This window comes from Roseateles sp. L2-2, assembly GCF_050613215.1.
GTDB classification, from domain to species: Bacteria; Pseudomonadota; Gammaproteobacteria; order Burkholderiales; family Burkholderiaceae_C; genus Roseateles; species Roseateles noduli.
In genome coordinates this window covers 3,863,227-3,882,296 of the sequence record NZ_CP192509.1, presented here as the reverse complement: position 1 = coordinate 3,882,296, position 19,070 = coordinate 3,863,227, and the positions used below count along the sequence as shown (strand labels likewise).

The 19,070-nt window shown below is 67.5% G+C and carries 17 protein-coding genes and 6 tRNA genes; 14 read left to right on the top strand and 9 right to left on the bottom strand.

The genetic code is table 11. The features are described from left to right. Window positions 1-22 precede the first annotated feature (22 nt). The 13 genes from accD to ACQZ13_RS17295 all read left to right on the top strand — a co-directional run bounded on the left by accD (window position 23) and on the right by ACQZ13_RS17295 (window position 9,412). On the top strand, window positions 23-895 hold the full coding sequence (accD, locus tag ACQZ13_RS17355; protein WP_088407350.1) for an acetyl-CoA carboxylase, carboxyltransferase subunit beta: 873 nt from the start codon (window positions 23-25) through the stop codon (window positions 893-895). A gap of 97 nt (window positions 896-992) precedes the next feature. Next, window positions 993-2,405 (top strand): bifunctional tetrahydrofolate synthase/dihydrofolate synthase, encoded by a 1,413-nt coding sequence (gene folC, locus ACQZ13_RS17350; protein WP_431046574.1) that lies wholly within the window; start codon window positions 993-995, stop codon window positions 2,403-2,405. Window positions 2,406-2,570: 165 nt separating this feature from the next. Next, window positions 2,571-3,578, top strand: coding sequence for an SPOR domain-containing protein (locus tag ACQZ13_RS17345; protein ID WP_431046572.1), 1,008 nt, complete (start codon window positions 2,571-2,573; stop codon window positions 3,576-3,578). Window positions 3,579-3,646: 68 nt separating this feature from the next. Continuing rightward, the gene (locus ACQZ13_RS17340; RefSeq protein WP_088407346.1) at window positions 3,647-4,135 is read left to right on the top strand and encodes a CvpA family protein; all 489 of its coding nucleotides are present in this window, start codon (window positions 3,647-3,649) and stop codon (window positions 4,133-4,135) included. A gap of 84 nt (window positions 4,136-4,219) precedes the next feature. Next, on the top strand, window positions 4,220-5,731 hold the full coding sequence (purF, locus tag ACQZ13_RS17335; protein ID WP_431046570.1) for an amidophosphoribosyltransferase: 1,512 nt from the start codon (window positions 4,220-4,222) through the stop codon (window positions 5,729-5,731). Beyond that, complete coding sequence (locus tag ACQZ13_RS17330) at window positions 5,731-6,966, top strand: O-succinylhomoserine sulfhydrylase (RefSeq protein ID WP_431046568.1); 1,236 nt, start codon at window positions 5,731-5,733, stop codon at window positions 6,964-6,966. Before purF ends, ACQZ13_RS17330 begins: the two co-directional genes overlap by 1 nt. Beyond that, window positions 6,963-8,363, top strand: a complete 1,401-nt coding sequence (gene gltX, locus ACQZ13_RS17325; RefSeq protein ID WP_431046566.1) for a glutamate--tRNA ligase — start codon at window positions 6,963-6,965, stop codon at window positions 8,361-8,363. The genes ACQZ13_RS17330 and gltX overlap by 4 nt, the downstream gene beginning before the upstream one ends. 158 nt (window positions 8,364-8,521) lie before the next feature. Beyond that, window positions 8,522-8,597, top strand: a tRNA-Ala gene (locus tag ACQZ13_RS17320). A gap of 42 nt (window positions 8,598-8,639) precedes the next feature. Then, window positions 8,640-8,715 (top strand) — tRNA-Glu (locus tag ACQZ13_RS17315). Between the two features lie 181 nt (window positions 8,716-8,896). Then, window positions 8,897-8,973: transfer RNA gene (locus ACQZ13_RS17310), tRNA-Asp, on the top strand. A gap of 47 nt (window positions 8,974-9,020) precedes the next feature. Then, window positions 9,021-9,096: transfer RNA gene (locus ACQZ13_RS17305), tRNA-Ala, on the top strand. A 61-nt stretch (window positions 9,097-9,157) separates the two neighbouring features. Continuing rightward, window positions 9,158-9,233 (top strand) — tRNA-Glu (locus ACQZ13_RS17300). 102 nt (window positions 9,234-9,335) lie between these two features. Continuing rightward, window positions 9,336-9,412: transfer RNA gene (locus tag ACQZ13_RS17295), tRNA-Asp, on the top strand. Window positions 9,413-9,526: 114 nt separating this feature from the next. Here the strand turns inward: ACQZ13_RS17295 and ACQZ13_RS17290 are convergent. Continuing rightward, window positions 9,527-9,832: a helix-hairpin-helix domain-containing protein gene (locus ACQZ13_RS17290; protein WP_431046564.1), complete on the bottom strand. Its 306-nt coding sequence runs from the start codon at window positions 9,830-9,832 to the stop codon at window positions 9,527-9,529. A gap of 16 nt (window positions 9,833-9,848) precedes the next feature. Further along, on the bottom strand, window positions 9,849-10,526 hold the full coding sequence (lexA, locus tag ACQZ13_RS17285; RefSeq protein ID WP_431046562.1) for a transcriptional repressor LexA: 678 nt from the start codon (window positions 10,524-10,526) through the stop codon (window positions 9,849-9,851). A gap of 112 nt (window positions 10,527-10,638) precedes the next feature. On the opposite strand from lexA, the gene ACQZ13_RS17280 reads away from it, so the two are divergent. Then, window positions 10,639-11,574 (top strand): asparaginase, encoded by a 936-nt coding sequence (locus ACQZ13_RS17280; RefSeq protein WP_431046560.1) that lies wholly within the window; start codon window positions 10,639-10,641, stop codon window positions 11,572-11,574. A 94-nt stretch (window positions 11,575-11,668) separates the two neighbouring features. Here ACQZ13_RS17280 and ACQZ13_RS17275 read toward each other — a convergent pair whose 3' ends face one another. The 7 genes from ACQZ13_RS17275 to dapD form a co-directional block, all read right to left on the bottom strand. Next, window positions 11,669-12,103 (bottom strand): organic hydroperoxide resistance protein, encoded by a 435-nt coding sequence (locus tag ACQZ13_RS17275; protein ID WP_431046559.1) that lies wholly within the window; start codon window positions 12,101-12,103, stop codon window positions 11,669-11,671. Between the two features lie 58 nt (window positions 12,104-12,161). Beyond that, entirely contained in the window at window positions 12,162-12,653 is a 492-nt protein-coding gene (locus ACQZ13_RS17270) for a MarR family winged helix-turn-helix transcriptional regulator (RefSeq protein ID WP_431053263.1), read from the bottom strand. A gap of 230 nt (window positions 12,654-12,883) precedes the next feature. After that, window positions 12,884-14,908 (bottom strand): ATP-binding cassette domain-containing protein, encoded by a 2,025-nt coding sequence (locus ACQZ13_RS17265; RefSeq protein WP_431046557.1) that lies wholly within the window; start codon window positions 14,906-14,908, stop codon window positions 12,884-12,886. Next, on the bottom strand, window positions 14,905-15,807 hold the full coding sequence (prmB, locus tag ACQZ13_RS17260; RefSeq protein WP_431046555.1) for a 50S ribosomal protein L3 N(5)-glutamine methyltransferase: 903 nt from the start codon (window positions 15,805-15,807) through the stop codon (window positions 14,905-14,907). The genes ACQZ13_RS17265 and prmB overlap by 4 nt, the downstream gene beginning before the upstream one ends. Beyond that, window positions 15,804-16,955: a succinyl-diaminopimelate desuccinylase gene (dapE, locus tag ACQZ13_RS17255; protein ID WP_431046553.1), complete on the bottom strand. Its 1,152-nt coding sequence runs from the start codon at window positions 16,953-16,955 to the stop codon at window positions 15,804-15,806. The genes prmB and dapE overlap by 4 nt, the downstream gene beginning before the upstream one ends. A 1-nt stretch (window position 16,956) precedes the next feature. Beyond that, window positions 16,957-18,123 (bottom strand): PilT/PilU family type 4a pilus ATPase, encoded by a 1,167-nt coding sequence (locus ACQZ13_RS17250; RefSeq protein WP_431046551.1) that lies wholly within the window; start codon window positions 18,121-18,123, stop codon window positions 16,957-16,959. A gap of 56 nt (window positions 18,124-18,179) precedes the next feature. Continuing rightward, the gene (dapD, locus tag ACQZ13_RS17245) at window positions 18,180-18,998 is read right to left on the bottom strand and encodes a 2,3,4,5-tetrahydropyridine-2,6-dicarboxylate N-succinyltransferase (RefSeq protein ID WP_431046549.1); all 819 of its coding nucleotides are present in this window, start codon (window positions 18,996-18,998) and stop codon (window positions 18,180-18,182) included. Window positions 18,999-19,070: the final 72 nt, after the last annotated feature.

Genomic DNA, 19,070 nt, shown 5'->3' with positions numbered 1-19,070 from the left:
GCCTTAGCTATAGGAGCCCGCCATGAGTTGGCTTGAGAAACTGCTTCCCCCGAAGATCCAGCAGACCGACCCCGACCAGCGCCGCACGGTGCCGGAAGGCCTGTGGATCAAGTGCCCGTCCTGCGAAACGGTGCTGTACAAGACCGACCTCGAGCAGAACGTCAACGTCTGCCCGAAGTGCGGTCACCATCACCGCATCGGCGCCCGCGCCCGCCTGGACGCGTTCCTGGACGGCGAAGGCCGTTACGAGGTCGGCCAGGAAGTGCTGCCCGTGGACGCGCTGAAGTTCAAGGACAGCAAGAAGTATCCGGACCGGCTCAAGGAAGCGCTGGAATCCACCGGCGAGACCGACGCGCTGGTCGTCATGGGCGGCGCGGTGATGAGCATCCCGGTCGTGGCGGCGTGCTTCGAGTTCGACTTCATGGGCGGCTCGATGGGCTCCGTGGTCGGCGAGCGCTTCGCGCGCGGCGTCGAGACCGCGCTGGAGCAGAAGACCCCCTTCATCTGCTTCACCGCCACCGGCGGCGCGCGGATGCAGGAAGGCCTGCTCTCGCTGATGCAGATGGCCAAGTCCAACGCCGCGCTCACGCGCCTGGCCAAGGCGAAGCTGCCCTACATCAGCGTGCTGACCGACCCGACCATGGGCGGCGTCTCGGCGAGCTTCGCGTTCGTGGGTGACATCGTCATCGCCGAACCGAAGGCGCTGATCGGCTTCGCCGGCCCGCGTGTGATCGAGAACACCGTGCGCGAGAAGCTGCCCCCGGGCTTCCAGCGCGCCGAGTTCCTGATGGAGAAGGGCGCCATCGACATGATCGTGGACCGCCGCAAGCTGCGCGAGGTCATCGCCCGCAACCTGGCCATCCTGCAGCGGCAGAGCTCCGACGCGGTCGCCTGACGTCGCGACAGCGAACCGCCCCCGGGGCGGTGACGGTACTCAGCACGGCCAGACCTCTCCCGGTCTGGCCGTCTTCATTTGAGCCTTGGAATTCCTGATGTCCTCCTCGTCGTCTTCGTCCTCCTCGTCGGCCCCATCGGCCCCGATCGATCTGTCCGTTCCCGTGCTCGCCCCCGGCGGCGACGCGCAACAGGTGCTCGACGCCTGGCTGGCCCGCTGCGAGCGTCTGCATCCCAAGGAGATCGACATGACGCTGGCGCGCGTCGCCGAGATGCGCCAGCGCCTGAACCTGAACTTCGGCCCGGACACGCCGGTCGTGATGGTCGCCGGCACGAACGGCAAGGGCTCGACCTGCGCCATGCTCGAAAGCGTCGCGCTGCAGGCGGGTTACCGCGTGGGCCTCTACATCAAGCCGCACCTGGTGCACTTCCAGGAGCGCTGCCGCGTGGGCGGACGCCCGGTCGACGCCGCGGCGCTGCTGCCGCACTTCGAAGCGGTGGAGCAGGCGCGCGGCGACCTCGCGCTGACCTATTTCGAATTCACGACGCTGGCGATCCTGCACAAGCTGGCGTCGGAGCCGCTGGACCTGGTGATCCTGGAAGTCGGTCTCGGCGGACGCCTGGACGCGGTGAACGTGATGGACGCCGATTGCAGCGTCATCACCAGCATCGACCTGGATCACACCGAATACCTCGGCCCGGACCGCGAGTCCGTCGGCCGCGAGAAGGCGCACATCATGCGGCCGGGCAAGCCGGCGATCGTGTCCGATCCGATGCCGCCGGCCTCGGTCGCGGCGTATGCCGAGTCCATCGGTGCGGAAGTGCGCCAGCTGGGACGCGATTTCAGCTATTCGGGCGACCGCCAGCAGTGGCAGTGGGCCGGACGCGCGCGGCGCTACAGCGGCATGTCCTACCCGGCGCTGCGCGGCGTCAACCAGCTGCTGAACGCTTCCGGCGTACTGGCGGTGTTCGAGGCGCTGTACGAGCGGCTCCCGATCTCCGCGCAGGCCGTGCGCGCCGGGCTGGCGCTGGTCGAACTGCCGGGACGCTTCCAGGTCATCCCGGGCTCGCCGATGCTGGTGCTGGATGTCGCGCACAACCCGCATGCGGTGGCCGCGCTGGCGCAGAACCTCGACCAGATGGGCTTCTACCCGCGCACCCGGGCCGTGTTCGGCGCGATGGCGGACAAGGACCTCGCCAACATCCTGGCACGCATCTCGCCGCTGATCGACCACTGGCATTTCTGCGACCTGCCGATCGCGCGTGCGGCGACCGCCCAGGCGCTGCAGGCGCGTTTCGACGAGGCGCGCGCCGCCGGCACGCTGCAGACGCCGAAGGAGGTCGCCTCGTCCCTGCATGCGGACCCCGCGTCGGCCCTGGCCGCAGCGGCGGCCGAGGCCGACCCCGCTGATAGAATTTTGGTCTTCGGTTCGTTCTTCACCGTGGGCGGCGTGCTCAGGAACGGCATCCCGAGACTGGGCGGCGGCGTCCAGCCGGAAGCCGAGTCCTGAAGCGGGCGGCATTGAGCGCTTTGCAACGCTGCATTCGAATCGCTCGCAGTTGAAAGTCGGCGGCCTTGTCCGTATGTGCGGAGGGGCCGCTTTCCGCTCCGGGGCCCTGGGTCCCGAGGGCTCTCCCGCGGCGACGGCGCGGCATCAACCAGGTTCTCCGAGTACATGGGTTTTCTGTCCTTCCTGAAGCGCGGCGAAGCGAAAGACTCCGGCGACCGAGGCGGTGATCGCGCCGATCGCAGCGACCGGGGCCGGTCCGGCGACGGCGGCGGGCGAGGGCGTTCCCGCGGCGGCGCCGACGCCGTCGACGACGTCCAGCAACTGCGCCTGCGTGCGCGCCGGCGCCTGATCGGCGCGGCGGTGCTGGTGGGCGTCGCGGTGATCGTGTTCCCGCTGCTGTTCGAGACCCAGCCGCGCCCGATCCCGGTCGACCTGCCGATCGACATTCCGCGCAAGGACGGCGCGACGCCGTTGACCATTCCCGCGCCGACGGCGCAGACCTCGCGCGGACAGACCGCGGGGGGCGACGCCGGCCACGGCATCATCACCGAGTCCGCCGAGCAGGCGGCCGCCGATCGCGCGGTCCCGCCGCCGGAAGCACCCCGTGACCAGCCCCGTGACCCGGTCGCCGACCAGGTGGCCCAGGCCATGCCGCCCACGCGCATGGACACCAAGCCCGACGAGCGCGCCACGATCGCCGAGCCGGCCCGCCCCGCGCGCGTCGAGCCCAAGCCGGAACACAAGCCCGAAACCAGACCCGAGGCCAAGCCGGAGCGCAAGCCCGAGCCCAAGGTCGAAGCGAAGCCGGAACGCAAGCCCGAGTCGAGACCTGAAGCGAAGCCGGAAGCCAAGCCCGACACGCGTTCGGCCGACGCCGCTCGCGCGCAGGCGCTGCTGGACGGTCGTCCGTCGTCCGAGAAGAAGCCCGACGCTGCCGCGTCCGGTGCGCGTTTCATCGTGCAGGTCGGCGCCTATGCCGACGGCAAGGCCGCGCAGGACGTGCGGTCCAAGGTCGAGCGGATGGGCCTCAAGACCTACACCCAGGCGGTCGACACGGCGGACGGCAAGCGCATCCGCGTCCGGGTCGGTCCGTTCAACTCGCGGGACGAGGCGGACAAGGTCGCGGCCAAGGTCCGCGGCGGTGGCCTCTCGTCGGCCGTGCTGACGCTCTGACGGGCCGGCACGGAGTCCGCCACGATGCACGACCATGACCGCTGCCCCGCGCACGCCCCATCGCCGCGATGAACTGGGTCGACCTCGCGCTGCTGGGCTTGTTCGCCGTCTCGGTGCTGCTGGGCGCCTGGCGCGGCCTGGTCTTCGAGCTGATGACCATCGCCGGCTGGCTGGTCGCTTATGCGGCCTCGCCCTTCGTGGCGCCCTTCATCGAGGGCCTGCTGCCGGCGGAGAAGATCGGTCCGTCGCTGATCCATGCCGTCGGGCTGGTGCTGGCCTTCGTCCTGGTGCTGCTGATCTGGGGCCTGGGCGCCAAGCTGATCCGGGCGCTGATCCACGCGACGCCGCTGGGCGTGCTGGACCGGCTGGGCGGCGCGGCCTTCGGCGTGCTGCGCGCGGTGTTGCTGGCGCTGCTGGCGACCGTCATCGTCGACATGACGCCGGCCGTGCGGTCGCGGCCGTGGACCGAATCGCAGCTCGCGCCCTGGCTGCAGGCGACCCTCACGCAGGTGAAGCCGCTGTTGCCCGCGGCCCTGCAGGACTACATTCCGGCCTGAGCGTCATGAACGCCCGGGCCGTCGTTTCTCTCGTCGATTTCTCGTCGTTTTCCTCCCTGTTCCCGAAGCATTAAGGACCTCCCCATGTGCGGCATCGTCGGTGTGATTTCCAAGGCGCCGGTCAACCAGCTGATCTATGACGCGCTGCTGCTGCTGCAGCATCGCGGCCAGGACGCGGCCGGCATCGTCACGATGCAAGGTCAGAAGTGCTTCATGCACAAGGCGCGCGGCATGGTGCGCGACGTCTTCCGCACCCGCAACATGCGTGGGCTGCCCGGCAACGTCGGCCTCGGTCAGGTCCGTTATCCGACGGCCGGCAACGCCTATTCCGAGGAAGAGGCGCAGCCCTTCTACGTCAACGCCCCCTACGGCATCGTGCTGGTCCACAACGGCAACCTGACCAACGCGCATGCGCTGAAGGCCGAGCTGTTCGACGTCGACCGCCGCCACATCAACACCGAGAGCGACACCGAAGTCCTGATCAACGTGCTCGCGCACGAGCTGGAGATGGCCGGCCGCGACCTGCCGCTGACGCCGGCGCAGATCTTCAAGGCCGTGGGCACCGTGCACAAGCGCATCAAGGGCTCGTATGCCGTGATCGCGCTGATCGCCGGACACGGTCTGCTCGCGTTCCGCGATCCCTACGGCATCCGTCCGTTGTGCTTCGGCCAGGCGGCCGACGGCGAGGTGATGGTCGCCAGCGAGAGCGTGGCGCTGGAAGGCACCGCCCACACGCTGACGCGCGACCTGGCGCCGGGCGAGGCGCTGTTCATCGACACGCAAGGCACCATCCACACGCAGCAGTGCGCCGAGAATCCGACGCTGAACCCCTGCATGTTCGAGTTCGTCTACCTGGCGCGCCCGGACTCGGTGATGGACGGCATCTCGGTCTACCAGGCCCGCCTGAACATGGGCGAGACGCTGGCCCAGCGCCTGATCTCGACGATCCCGCCGAGTGAGATCGACGTCGTGATCCCCATCCCCGAATCCAGCCGCCCGTCGGCGATGCAGTTGGCGCACCGCATCGGCAAGCCGTACCGCGAGGGCTTCGTCAAGAACCGCTACGTCGGCCGGACCTTCATCATGCCGGGCCAGTCCACGCGCAAGAAGTCGGTGCGCCAGAAGCTCAACGCGATCGGGCTCGAGTTCAAGGGCCGCAACGTGCTGCTGGTCGACGACTCCATCGTGCGCGGCACGACCTCCAAGGAGATCGTCCAGATGGCCCGCGAGGCCGGTGCGAACAAGGTCTACCTGGCCTCGGCCGCGCCGCCGGTGCGCTTCCCCAACGTGTACGGCATCGACATGCCGACCAAGGAAGAGTTGATCGCCCACGGCCGCTCGATCGAGGAGATCCGCCAGTTCATCGGCGCCGACGCGCTGATCTACCAGGACGTCGATGCGATGAAGCGCGTGGTCGGCCAGTTGCGCCCGGGGCTGAACGGCTTCGAAGCCTCCTGCTTCGACGGCACCTACATCACCGGCGACGTGTCGGTCGAGGACTTCGCGACCATGCAGGCGCAGCGCAAGTCCCAGCCCGAGGAAGAGGACCTGCCGGCGCGCAGCCGCCTGGCGCTGCAAAGCGGCGGAGACCAGTGATGAGCCATGAGAAGAAGGGCGGCATCCCGCGCGTGGATCTGCCGGCCGACGTCCGTCTGGACACGCTCGCCGTCCGCGAAGGCCTGCCGCCGTCGCCCTGGGGCGAGAACTCGGAAGCGCTGTACCTGACCAGCTCCTTCGTGCATCCGGACGCGGCCACCGCGGCGCGCCGCTTCGCCAACGAGGAGGAGGCCTTCGTCTACAGCCGCTTCTCGAATCCGACGGTCATGATGATGGAGCGCCGGCTCGCCGCGCTCGAAGGCACCGAGGCCTGCATCGCGACCTCGTCCGGCATGTCGGCGATCATGCTGCTGGTCATGGGCCTGCTGAAGTCGGGCGACCACGTGGTGTGCTCGCGCTCGGTGTTCGGCTCGACCATCAAGCTGCTGCAGGGCGAGTTCGGCAAGTTCGGCATCCAGACGACCTTCGTGTCGCAGACCGATCTGGCCGAATGGAAGGGCGCGCTGCAGCCCAACACCAAGCTGCTGTTCGCGGAGACGCCGACCAATCCGCTGACCGAGGTCTGCGATGTCGCCGCGCTGGCGGAGATCGCGCACGCGCACGGCGCACTGCTGGCCGTCGACAACTGCTTCGCCTCGCCCGCGCTGCAGCAGCCGACGAAGATGGGCGCGGACTTCATCATCCACTCCGGCACCAAGTACCTCGACGGCCAGGGCCGTGTGATCGCTGGCGCGATCTGCGCTTCCGCGAAACACGTCGAGGAAGTGTTCACGCCGGTGATGCGCACGGTGGGCATGTCGCTGTCGCCCTTCAACGCCTGGGTCGTGCTCAAGGGGATGGAGACGTTGTCGGTGCGCATGAAGGCGCAGACCGCCAGCGCCGCCGTGCTGGCCGAATGGCTGGAGGCGCATCCCGGCATCGAGCGCGTCTACTACCCGGGTCTGAAGTCGCATCCGCAGCATGCGCTCGCGATGCGCCAGCAAGGCGGGCAGGGCGGGGCGGTGGTGTCCTTCATCGTGAAGAGCGAGTCGGACGACAACGGCCGCGCCGCCGCCTTCCACGTCATCGACCACACGAAGATCTGCTCGATCACCGCCAACCTCGGCGACACCAAGACCACCATCACGCATCCGGCCAGCACCTCGCACGGCCGGCTCACCGAGCCGCAGCGCCAGGCGGCCGGCATCACGCAGGGCCTGATCCGCGTCGCGGTCGGCCTGGACGACATCGAAGACATCAAGGCCGACCTGGCCCGCGGTTTGAATTCCCTATGACGACTCCCTCCACCCCGGTCCGCACCCGCATCGCCCCGTCGCCGACGGGCTTCCTGCACCTGGGCACGGCGCGCACGGCGCTGTTCTCGTGGGCCTACGCGCGCCATTTCGGCGGCCAGTTCGTGCTGCGCGTCGAGGACACCGACGTCGCGCGTTCCACGCAGGATTCGGTCGACCAGATCCTCGCCTCGATGAAGTGGCTGGGCCTCGAGTACGACGAAGGTCCGATCTACCAGATGCAGCGCCTGGACCGCTACCAGGCGGTCATCGACCAGATGATCGCCGCGGGCACCGCCTACCGCTGCTACTGCACGCCGGAGGAACTCGACGCGATGAAGGCCGGCCAGGAAGCGCGCGGCGAGAAGCGTCGGTATGACGGCACCTGGCGGCCGGAAGCGGGCAAGACGCTGCCCGCGATTCCCGCTGGCGTCGAGCCGGTGGTGCGCTTCAAGAATCCGCTGGACGGGGACGTCACCTGGAACGACGTCGTGAAGGGCTCGATCACGATCAACAACCGCGAGATCGACGACCTCATCATCCAGCGCACCGACGGCGTGCCGACCTACAACTTCGCGGTGGTCGTCGACGACTGGGACATGGCGATCACCCATGTGTTCCGCGGCGACGAGCACATCAACAACACGCCCTGGCAGATCAACATCTTCCATGCGCTGGGCGCTCCGCTTCCGGCGTATGGACACATCCCCGTTATCCTGGGCGACGACGGTCAGAAGCTGTCCAAGCGCCGCGGCGCGGTCAGCGTCACCGCGTACGAGGAAAACGGCTACCTGCCGGAGGCGATGCTGAACTACCTCTCGCGTCTGGGCTGGAGCCACGGCGATGATGAACTGTTCAGCATCGAACAGATGGTGTCCTGGTTCGACGGCGGCCACATCTCCAAGAGCCCGGCCCAGTGGGATCCGGCCAAGCTGGAATGGGTGAACGCGCATTACATCAAGCTGGCCGACGACACCCGCCTGGCCGCGCTGGTGGCGGCGCAATTCGCCAGACGCGGACTGTCGGCTCCGGCCCGGCTGGTCGAGATGTGCGCGCTGTTCAAGGACCGCTGCAGCACCACGGTGGCGCTGACGGACTGGCTGGCGATGTATGTGTCGCCGGTGACCGTCAGCGACGCGGATCGGGCGCAGCACCTGACCGACGCGGTGAAGCCGGCGGTGCTGGCGCTGGCGGACAAACTCGACGCGCTGGCGGTCTGGGACAAGCCCTCGATCAGCGCAGCGATCAAGGAAACGATCACCGCGCACGGCCTGAAGATGCCGCAACTGGCGATTCCCGTGCGGGTGCTGGCCTGCGGCCGGTCGCAGACGCCGTCGGTGGATGCGGTGCTGGAACTTTTCGACAAAGAAATTTTGTTGAACCGCTTGCGCTCCGTTTAAAACTCGATCTATACTCTCGTTCTCGCTTGAACAGCGCGTTGTTCGAAACGAACTTCGAAGCGGCAGACGATGAATCTAAACGGGGAGCGCGAGCTCCCCGATGAAATTCAGAAGCCGAAAAGAAGCCGGATCGAATTCCCCGAAGGGGGAGCCCGAATGGGGGTATAGCTCAGCTGGGAGAGCGCTTGCATGGCATGCAAGAGGTCAGCGGTTCGATCCCGCTTACCTCCACCAAACTTCGGTTTGCGTGGCGCGCGGTTCAAGGAAGAAGGTTTTGTCCCCTTCGTCTAGAGGCCTAGGACACCACCCTTTCACGGTGGCTACAGGGGTTCGAATCCCCTAGGGGACGCCAAGTTTCGAACTTGGTTGCTGACCAGAGATTGAATGAGAAATCGAAAAATTCTTCGGAAATCGATTTGATCGTTGTCAAAATCAGGTACAGTAACGAAATCGACGCAGCGATGACATCAAGCAATTGATGAAATCAAAGCAGGAAGAGTTTGATGCGACAGATCGAAAGATCTTGAGTATCTGGAGTGGTAGTTCAGTTGGTTAGAATACCGGCCTGTCACGCCGGGGGTCGCGGGTTCGAGCCCCGTCCACTCCGCCAACACAGTTGAGACTCGGGCGGCGTACCGTTTCGATGCGAAAGCATTCGGGGGTATAGCTCAGCTGGGAGAGCGCTTGCATGGCATGCAAGAGGTCAGCGGTTCGATCCCGCTTACCTCCACCAGAACACCTTCGGGTGTGACGGTTGCAAGGTACGCGCAGTCCGAGTCAAGACGGCAAGTCCAGTCCCCTTCGTCTAGAGGCCTAGGACACCACCCTTTCACGGTGGCTACAGGGGTTCGAATCCCCTAGGGGACGCCAAGTTTGACAAGGCTTGGCTGCATCGCGGTTCTGAATGGAATCGGTTGCGTGCAGCGAAACTTGTTCGCAAATGATAGAGATGCACTCAATAGCGTCTTATCTGGAGTGGTAGTTCAGTTGGTTAGAATACCGGCCTGTCACGCCGGGGGTCGCGGGTTCGAGCCCCGTCCACTCCGCCAACATTAAAACCCTGTCGATGCAAATCGGCAGGGTTTTTTCTTTGGTCATTCGATTCCGCGAACCATTTGCCGCGAGTCAACTGCGGCATATCGTTGCTTGCGATTGGTGATGGGTCAAAGATCCGGATACTCGCGTTTGCGCCGCGCCGTATAACTCCACCAATCCCGCGCAGGGCCGCCGTTCATGAAATCGACGGCGGCCATATAGGTATCCAGCACGCACGGGTCGTGCCGCTGACCGGTGAGTTTGCAGATCCGTTGATACAGCGCGAAAGCGTCCGCCCCCACGAGATCGGCCGGTTGACGAATCCCCATCAACTCGAAATCTCGCACCATCGCCGGACCGATGTTGGGAATCTGCCGAAGCGAGGTGCATTCAGCAGCCGAGGTCGCTTTGGTGTGCGCCTTTCGCGCGCTCATGAGGGGATCTCGGCGTTCAGTGGAAGCCGCCGGAGCGGATCAGGCCGACCGCCAGCCCTTCGATCGCAAACTGTTCATCGGGCGTGACCTCGATCGGCTCGAAATCGGGGTTCTCGGGCAGCAGCCGGATGCCGTCGGCATGGCGCTGGAAGCGCTTCACGGTGACCTCTTCCCCGATGCGCGCCACGACCACCTGGCCGTTGCGGGCCTCGCTGATCTTCTGCACGGCGAGCAGGTCGCCGTCCATGATGCCGATGTCCTTCATGCTCATGCCTTTGACGCGCAGCAGGAAGTCGGGCGCCTTTGAGAACATCGAGGGGTCGACGCTATAGTGCTGCTCGACGTGTTCCTCGGCCAGGATGGGCGCGCCGGCGGCGACACGGCCGACCAGCGGCAGGGTCAGCTGGGCGAGGCTCGCCAGCGGCAGCGCAAACTGGCTGTGCTCCCGGGCGCGGTTGACCTGGCGCAGCGCCGTCGACGGCAGCCGGATTCCGCGCGCCGTGCCACCCACCAGTTCGATGACGCCCTTGCGCGCCAGGGCCTGAAGGTGTTCCTCGGCTGCGTTGGCCGACTTGAAGCCGAGCTGCTGCGCGATCTCCGCGCGGGTGGGCGGCGATCCGGTGCTCTCGATGCTGTCGCGGACCAGATCGAAGATCTGCTGTTGCCGGGCAGTGAGTTTGGGCGGAGTGTCCACGAGCGAGCCTTTATTCGATTGAGGGGCGGATGTCGAAGACGCGGCGACCTGAGGTTCAGGAACCGCCTGAGAATTCATCCAGCATCTGGATTTTTATACAGGAGACGAGAAATTGCAAAGTGCGGCCCAGACCCTCGTGATCATCGGCACCGGCGGGACCATCGCCGGCGCCTCCGGCAGCGCGACGGACAACGTCGGCTACAAGGCCGGCTCGCTGTCGGTCGAGTCGCTGGTGGGGGCGGTGCCGGCGCTGGCGTCCAAGTCGCTGGAGGCTGAGCAGCTCGCCCAGCTCGACAGCAAGGACATGGATCACGCGACCTGGGCGCGGCTCGCGCGCCGGGTGCGGCAGCACCTGGGCCGTCCCGAGGTCCGCGGCATCGTGATCACGCACGGCACGGACACGCTGGAAGAGACCGCCTACCTGCTGCAGCGCGTGCTCGCGCCGGAGAAGCCGGTCGTCCTGACGGCGGCCATGCGGCCGGCGACGGCGATTCAAGCAGACGGGCCGCAGAACCTGCTCGATGCGGTGGCCGTGGCGGAGACCGTCGGCGTGCGCGGCGTCGTCGTGGTGGTCGCGGGTCAGGTCTTGTCGGGGCTGGAGCTGCGCAAGACGCACACCTACCGGCTCGACGCCTTCGAGACCGGACCCGACGCCGGTCCGCTGGGCGTGGTGGAGGAGGGCGTCGTGCGCCGCTTCCGCGACTGGCCGCAGGGCGAGGCGTTGGGCGCGAACGTGCTGCCTGAAGACGCGTCGCGGTGGCCGTGGGTCGAGGTGCTGGCCAGCCATGCGGGCGCCGATGCGCGTTCGCTCGACGCATGGCGCGCGGCCGGACTCCAAGGCCTGGTGTTGGCCTGCACGGGGAACGGCACGCTGAACCAGGCGCTGGAAGCGCCGGTGCAGGCGCTGAAGGATGCAGGCGTCCCGGTCTGGCGCACGACGCGCTGCGCGCAGGGGCGCATCGTCGGCGCGATCGACGAGCCTGCCGCGGCGCTGTCGCCCTGGGCCGCTCGCATCGAACTGATGCTCACGCTGCTGCGGTCCCGCTGAGCTCGACGCGCGTCGCGGCGCTTCACAACGACAAAGCGCCGGCAATGCCGGCGCTTTTTTCATCGCGGATCCGGAACGAGCCGGGCCCGGATGATCAGACGATCGTCAGCGTGACGTCGATGTTGCCGCGGGTGGCGTTCGAGTACGGGCAGACCTCGTGCGCCTCGGCGACCAGCTTCTCCAGCGCGGCGCGGTCCATGCCCGGCACCGAGATCTTCATCGAGACGGCGATGCCGAAGGCGCCCGGCTTGTTGGCGTGGGGGCCGATGCCGACTTCGCTGGTGATCGAGACTTCAGCCGGCAGGGCGACCTTGTTGCGGCCGGACACGGCCTTCATCGCGCCGATGAAGCAGGCCGAGTAGCCGGCGGCGAACAGCTGTTCCGGGTTGGTGCCGGCGCCGTCGTCGCCGCCCAGCGCCTTGGGCGTGGACAGCTGGACCTTCAGGCGGTCGTCCGACGATTGCGCGGTGCCTTGACGGCCGCCGGTGGCGGTGGCGGTGGCGGTGTAGAGGGCTTTTTCGATGGCCATGTGAGGCTCCTTGGTGGTGATGGGTGAAGGTGGGTGGGGGTGAACGGACAACTCGGGGTCAGGTCTCGCCCTCTTCGCCGGAAGTGACGGCGAGGGCCGGATCGCGTGCCAGGTGGGTCAGTACGTTGGCTCGCAATTCATGCAGGCGTCGGGTCAGCGATTCCAGTTCGGCGGGGCCGCAGGCGCTGGCGCAGGCCAGTTGTTCGGGGATGGCGATGGCCTGATCGCGCAGGGCGCGGCCGGCGGTCGTCAGATGGATTTCGACGCGACGCTCGTCGGCCAGCGCGCGGCGGCGTTCGATGAGTCCGTTCGCTTCCAGTCGCTTCAGCAGCGGCGTCAGCGTGCCGGAATCCAGGTTCAGGCGTTGCCCCAGGTCGGAGACGCTCGGGCCGTCGGTCTCCCACAGCACCAGCATCGCGAGGTACTGCGGATAGGTCAGGCCCAACGGAGCCAGCAGCGGCTTGTAGAGCTTGGTCATCGCCAGCGAGGTCGAATAGAGCGCGAAGCACAGCTGAACGTCCAGCTTCAACCAGTCCGTGCCAGTGGGCATCGGCAAGTCGCGGACCTCGGCCACGTCAGCGGCGGCGTCCTGCGGGTTGAAGGGTCTTGTCTTCGGCATGGGATGAACTATAGCGAGCAATTCAATTGCGCACAATTGAAATGGTCTTTGAGCGCGGTTGACGGGAACTATCGGCGGCAGTCGCCGGAACTTCCAGAAAGAAAAACGCCTCGGGGACCGTGGTCGCCGAGGCGTTCGTGAAGCGGGGTGGTGAGTCGGGCTCAGCCCGTCGCCTGGATCGCGTCGACCTGCTCGCTGAGTTCCAGCCAGCGCAGTTCCGCGGCTTCGACCTCGTCGCCGATGGCCTTCAGGCGCTTGCCGGCGTCCGCGATCTGGGCGGGCGTCTGGCCGGCCGCCGACAGTTGCGCTTCGAGCGTGGCGCGCTCGACGGTCCACGCCTTCATGCGGGCATCGATCTGCTCCATCTCCTTGCGCAGCGGGCGTGTCTGCTCGGACAGCTTCTGACGGGCCTGGCCGCTGAGCTTGCGATCTTCGCGCTTGGCGGGGGTGGGCGGCGCCACAGGCGCGGCGACCGCAGGCGCTGCGGCCACCACCGGTGCCGGGGTCGGCGTCGGGGCGGATGCCGCGCTGCTGGCGCGCGCGCTGCGCAGCGCCTGCTTGGCCTCTTCCTTGGCGAGCTTCGCCGCTTCCTTGGAGCGATCCAGCAACCAGCGCTGGTAGTCGTCCAGGTCGCCGTCGAAGGGGGCGAGCTTGCCGTCGGCCACCAGCCAGAACTCGTCGCAGACCTCGCGCAGCAGCGCGCGGTCGTGGCTGACCAGCATGACGGTGCCTTCGAACTCGTTGAGCGCCATCGACAGCGCCTCGCGCGTCTGCAGGTCCAGATGGTTGGTCGGCTCGTCCAGCAGCAGCAGGTTGGGGCGCTGCCAGACCAGCATCGCCAGCACCAGGCGGGCCTTCTCGCCGCCGGACAGGCTGCCCACTTCCTGGTTCACCATGTCGCCGACGAAGCGGAACTGGCCCAGGAAGTCGCGCAGCTCCTGCTCGCGGGCGTTCGGGCTGACCTCCTTGGCCAGCCGGATCATGTGCATCAGCGGGCCCTCGTCGGGCCGCAGCACGTCCATCTCCTGCTGCGCGAAGTAGCCGATCGACAGGCCCTTGCCTTCGGTGATCGTGCCGCCCATCGCGCGCTGCATGCGCGCCACCGTCTTCACGAAGGTCGACTTGCCCTGGCCGTTGGCGCCCAGGATGCCGAAGCGCTGGCCGGCCAGCACCGAGCGGTCGATGCCGCGCACGATGACCTTCTCGCCCTCGTCGGTGTCGTAGCCCACCGAGACCGTGTCGAACATCAGCATCGGATTGGGCAGGTTCAGCGGCTCGCGGAATTCGAAGCTGAAGTCCGACGCGGTCAGCACGGGCGCGAGGCGCTCCATGCGTTCCAGCGCCTTCACGCGGCTCTGCGCCTGCTTGGCCTTGCTGGCCTTGGCCTTGAAGCGGTCGATGAACTTCTGCAGATGCGCCATGCGCTCCTGCTGCTTGCTGAAGGCCTGCTGCTGCTGGAGCATGCGCTCGGCGCGCATCGATTCGAAGGCGGTGTAGTTGCCGCCGTAGCGGTGCAGCTTGGCTTCGTCCAGGTGCAGCGTGACCTTGGTGATCGCGTCCAGGAACTCGCGGTCATGGCTGATGATGATCATCGTGCCTTCATAGCGCTGCAGCCACGCTTCCAGCCAGACCAGGGCGTCCAGGTCCAAGTGGTTGGTCGGCTCGTCCAGCAGCATCAGGTCGGACGGGCACATCAGCGCGCGCGCCAGCTGCAGCCGCATGCGCCAGCCGCCGGAGAAGCTGTTGACCGGCGCGTCGACCTGCGCGCCCTTGAAGCCCAGGCCCATCATCAGCGCCTGCGCGCGGGCGGGGGCGTCGAGGCTGCCGGCGTCCATCAACTGGGCGTAGGCGTCGGCGATGGCGTGGCCGTCGTCGGCGGCTTCCGCCTCTTCCAGCGCCTTGCGCGCGGCCATCAGGCGCACGTCGCCTTCCAGCACGAACTCGGTGGCCGGCATGTCGGTCTCGGGCATGTGCTGCGCCACTTCGGCGAGCGCCCAGTGACGCGGGATCTCCACGTCGCCCTTGTCGCTGTGCAGGCGGTCGGTCAGCAGCGAGAACAGGCTGGACTTGCCGGCGCCGTTGCGGCCCACCAGGCCGACCTTCTCGCCGGGTTGCAGCACGACGCTCGCGTCATCGAGAACGACCTTGGTGCCGCGGCGCAGCACGATGTTGCGCAGCGTGATCATGGGGAAACTCCTTGTGTGTCTTCATGGCCGAAGCCCGCGGCGACCAGCGCCTCGCGGGTCAGCAGCAGGACCTGGTCCTCGCCCGCGGAGGTCTCGAGCCAGAAGGCTTCGAGTTGCGGGAAGGCGGCTTCGAAAAACTCGCGCTCGTTGCCGATCTCCAGGACCAGCACCGCCTGCGGCTTCATCTGCGCAGGGGCGTCGGACAGCAGCTCGCGGATGAAGTCCATGCCGTCGGCGCCGCCCGCCAGCGCCAGCTCGGGCTCGGCGCGGTACTCGTGCGGCAGCGCCGCCATCGACGTGCTGTTCACGTACGGCGGATTGCAGAGGATCAGGTCGTACGGACCTTGTGCCGGCGCGAGACCGTCGCCCTGCAGCAGCCGGATGCGGTCGCCGAGCTGGTGACGCTCGACGTTGATCGCTGCGACCGCGAGCGCCTCGGCGCTCAGGTCGATCGCATCGACCGCCACGTCCGGCCAGGCCATCGCGGCCAGCACGGCCAGGCTGCCGTTGCCGGTGCACAGGTCCAGCACGCGGGTGGTCTGGTCCGACAGCCAGGCGTCGATGGTCGCATCGGCCAGCAGTTCCGCGATGAAGCTGCGCGGCACGATGGCGCGCTCGTCGACGTAGAAGGGCACGCCCTGCAGCCACGCCTCGCGCGTCAGGTAGGCGGCGGGCTTGCGCGTGGCGATGCGCTCGGCGACCAGCGCTTCGACCTTGGCGTGTCCGGCGTCGTCGACGACGTCGGCCTCGTGGTCGTCCAGCGCGTCCAGCGGCAGGTCCAACGCCCACAGGCTCAGCCAGGCGGCTTCGTCGAAGGCGTTCGTCGTGCCGTGCCCAAACGAAACGCCCGCCTCACGGAGGCGGGCGGCCTGGGCCTCGATCAGTTCCAACAGCGTCACAGCAGCAGATTCTCCAGGGTGCGCCGGTAGATGCGCGTCAGCGGCGCGATCTGGTCCAGCGGCACGTATTCGTCGATCTTGTGGATGCTCGCATTGAGCGGTCCGAATTCCACCACCTGCGGACAGAGCTTGGCGATGAAGCGGCCGTCCGAGGTCCCCCCGGTCGTGGACAACTCGGCGGCGACGCCGGTCTCGGCCACGATGGCGGCGGTGATGGCCGCCGACAGCTCGCCCACCGGCGTCAGGAAAGGTTCGCCGGACAGCGACCAGTCCAGCGTGTATTCCAGGCCGTGGCGGTCCAGCAGCGCGTGCACCCGTTGACGCAGACCCTCCGGCGTCGACTCGGTCGAGAAACGGAAGTTGAAGTCCACCACCATCTCGCCGGGGATCACGTTGCCGGCGCCGGTGCCGGCGGCGATGTTGGAGATCTGGAAGGTCGTCGGCGGGAAGTACGCGTTGCCATTATCCCATCCGCTCGCGGCCAGTTCCGCCAGGGCCGGCGCGGCCTGGTGGACCGGGTTGCGGGCGAGGTGCGGATAGGCGACGTGGCCCTGCACGCCGATCACGCGCAGCTTGCCGGAGAGCGAGCCGCGGCGGCCGTTCTTCACCGTGTCGCCGAGGCGCTCGACCGAGGTCGGCTCGCCGACGATGCAGTAGTCCAGCCGCTCGCCGCGCTGGCGCAGGCGCTCGACGCAGACGACGGTGCCGTCGCGCGCCGGGCCTTCCTCGTCGCTGGTCAGCAGGAAGGCGACGCTGCCGCGGTGGTCGGGATGCATGGCCGCGAAGTCCTCGGCGGCGACGACCATGGCCGCCAGCGAGGTCTTCATGTCCGCCGCACCGCGTCCGTACAGGCGGTCGCCGCGCACGGTGGGGACGAAGGGATCGCTGGTCCACTTCGAGAGGTCGCCCGTGGGCACGACGTCGGTGTGACCGGCGAAGACCAGCAGCGGACCGTCCGCCGACTGGCCGCGCCGCACGGCCCACAGGTTGCTGACGTGGAAGTCGTCCGGCCCGCTGTCCATGCGCTCCAGCGTGAAGCCGGCCGCGGCCAGCCGTGCGCCGATCAGGTCCAGGCAGCCGGCGTCGGCCGGCGTCACCGAGGGGCGGGCGATCAACTGCTCGAGCAGCGCGAGCGTCGTGTCGTCCATCTCAGCTCGGCTGCACGTCCAGCGTGATGGAGGTGAAGTTGGCGGTGTCCTCGGCCGGCTCTTCCTTCTTCGGCGCGCCCGGGCCGCCGGGCTTGACGCCGGGGCCGTCGTTCTGCAGACGCCAGAGCAGGTTGGTCGGCGAGTCGGCGAAGGCCAGGCCTTCCTCGCGGGTGATCGTGCCGTCGGTGATGAGGCGGGCGAAGTGTTCCTCGAAACTCTGCGAGCCCTCGGCCATCGACTTTTCCATCGCTTCCTTCACGCCGGCGAAGTCGCCTTGCTCGATCAGCTCGGCGACCAGCTTGGTGTTCAGCAGGATCTCGGTGACCGGCACGCGGCCGCCCGCGGCGGCGCGCACCAGGCGCTGCGAGACCACCGCCTTCAGGCCGGCGCCCAGGTCGTTCAGCATCGCCGGACGCGATTCCGGCGTGTAGAAGGACATGATCCGGTTGAGCGCGTGGTAGCTGTTGTTGCCGTGCAGCGTGGCGACGACCAGGTGGCCCGACAGCGCATACGAGATCGCGGCCGTCATCGTCTCGCGATCGCGGATCTCGCCGATCAGGATGCAGTCCGGCGCCTGGCGCAGCGCGTTCTTCAGCGCGACCTGCAGCGAGGCGGTGTCGCGGCCGACCTCGCGCTGGTTGACCAGCGAGCGCTTGTTGGTGAACAGGTATTCCAGCGGATCCTCGATGGTGAGGATGTGGCCGGTCATTGTCTGGTTGCGGTGCTCCAGCATGGACGCGAGCGTGGTGCTCTTGCCGGTGCCGGTCGCGCCGACCATCAGGATCAGGCCGCGCTTCTCGGTGATCAGCTTGCCCAGGATGGGCGGCAGGCCCAGGCTGTCCAGCGTCGGGATGACGTGCGGGATGTGACGGAACACGGCCGCGATCGAACCGCGCTGGCGGAAGCCCGACAGCCGGAAGCTGCCGACCTTGGGGATGGAGACCGCCAGGTTCAGCTCGCCGTTGGCGTCCAGCTCGGCCAGGTGCTGCGGGTCGATGACCTCGGAGATCAGCGCACGCGGTTGCGCGGGCGTCAGCAGCTGGTCCGACAGCTGCAGCATCTGTCCGTTGATCCGGATCAGCACCGGCATGTTGGCCGACAGGTAGGTGTCGGATGCGCCTTTCTCGGCCATCAGGCGCAGGATGCGCTCCATGTTTCCCGTGCTCATGCGGTCTCCTCCGGACGGATGCTTGTCGTCAGCGTGGCGTGGTGAAGCTCGTGGCTTCAGGCCCGCAGCAGCTCGTTGATGGACGTCTTCGCGCGGGTGCCGGCGTCGACCTTCTTGACGATGATGGCGGCGTACAGGCTGTACTTGTCGTTCTTCGGCAGGCTGCCGCTGATGACGACCGAGCCGGCCGGGACGCGACCGTACGAGACGGTGTCGGTCTCGCGGTCGTAGATCGGGGTGCTCTGGCCGATGTAGACGCCCATCGAGATGACCGAGTTCTCCTCGACGATCACGCCCTCGACGATCTCCGAGCGGGCGCCGATGAAGCAGTTGTCCTCGATGATGGTCGGGTTGGCCTGCAGCGGTTCCAGCACGCCGCCGATGCCGACGCCGCCGGACAGGTGGACGTTCTTGCCGATCTGCGCGCAGGAGCCGACGGTGGCCCAGGTGTCGACCATGGTGCCTTCGTCGACGTAGGCGCCGATGTTCACGTAGGACGGCATCAGCACGACGTTCCTGGCCATGAAGCTGCCGCGACGCGCGACGGCCGGAGGCACGACGCGCACGCCGGCGGCGCGCAGCTGTTCATCGGACTGGCCGCCGAACTTGGTCGGGACCTTGTCGAAGAAGGTCATGTCGCCGGCGCCCATCTGGCGGTTGTCGTTCAGGCGGAAGGACAGCAGCACGGCCTTCTTGACCCACTGGTGCACGGTCCATTCCCCGACGGCCTTGCGTTCGGCCACGCGCAGCGTGCCGGCGTCCAGGCCGGCGATGACTTCGTCCACCGCCGCGCGCACTTCGGGGCTGTTGGCGGAGGTGAGGTTGGCGCGGCCTTCCCAGGCGAGGTCGATGATGGATTGCAGGTCTTGCGTCATGGTGCGGAGGGGTTCGGGAAAAGAGGGTGGATGCGAGGCGAATGCGGCGATGCGTGAAGCAGATCGTGGGTC

Excerpts from the sequence above, each read along its gene's own strand:
- dapE (WP_431046553.1), bottom strand. The coding sequence starts at position 16,955 with ATGGACGACACGACGCTCGCGCTGCTCGAGCAGTTGATCGCCCGCCCC.
- ACQZ13_RS17275 (WP_431046559.1), bottom strand. The coding sequence starts at position 12,103 with ATGGCCATCGAAAAAGCCCTCTACACCGCCACCGCCACCGCCACCGGC.
- folC (WP_431046574.1), top strand. The coding sequence starts at position 993 with ATGTCCTCCTCGTCGTCTTCGTCCTCCTCGTCGGCCCCATCGGCCCCG.
- accD (WP_088407350.1), top strand. The coding sequence starts at position 23 with ATGAGTTGGCTTGAGAAACTGCTTCCCCCGAAGATCCAGCAGACCGAC.
- ACQZ13_RS17265 (WP_431046557.1), bottom strand. The coding sequence starts at position 14,908 with ATGATCACGCTGCGCAACATCGTGCTGCGCCGCGGCACCAAGGTCGTT.
- ACQZ13_RS17290 (WP_431046564.1), bottom strand. The coding sequence starts at position 9,832 with ATGAGCGCGCGAAAGGCGCACACCAAAGCGACCTCGGCTGCTGAATGC.
- ACQZ13_RS17345 (WP_431046572.1), top strand. The coding sequence starts at position 2,571 with ATGGGTTTTCTGTCCTTCCTGAAGCGCGGCGAAGCGAAAGACTCCGGC.
- gltX (WP_431046566.1), top strand. The coding sequence starts at position 6,963 with ATGACGACTCCCTCCACCCCGGTCCGCACCCGCATCGCCCCGTCGCCG.
- dapD (WP_431046549.1), bottom strand. The coding sequence starts at position 18,998 with ATGACGCAAGACCTGCAATCCATCATCGACCTCGCCTGGGAAGGCCGC.
- ACQZ13_RS17330 (WP_431046568.1), top strand. The coding sequence starts at position 5,731 with ATGAGCCATGAGAAGAAGGGCGGCATCCCGCGCGTGGATCTGCCGGCC.
- purF (WP_431046570.1), top strand. The coding sequence starts at position 4,220 with ATGTGCGGCATCGTCGGTGTGATTTCCAAGGCGCCGGTCAACCAGCTG.
- ACQZ13_RS17270 (WP_431053263.1), bottom strand. The coding sequence starts at position 12,653 with ATGCCCACTGGCACGGACTGGTTGAAGCTGGACGTTCAGCTGTGCTTC.
- ACQZ13_RS17340 (WP_088407346.1), top strand. The coding sequence starts at position 3,647 with ATGAACTGGGTCGACCTCGCGCTGCTGGGCTTGTTCGCCGTCTCGGTG.
- ACQZ13_RS17250 (WP_431046551.1), bottom strand. The coding sequence starts at position 18,123 with ATGAGCACGGGAAACATGGAGCGCATCCTGCGCCTGATGGCCGAGAAA.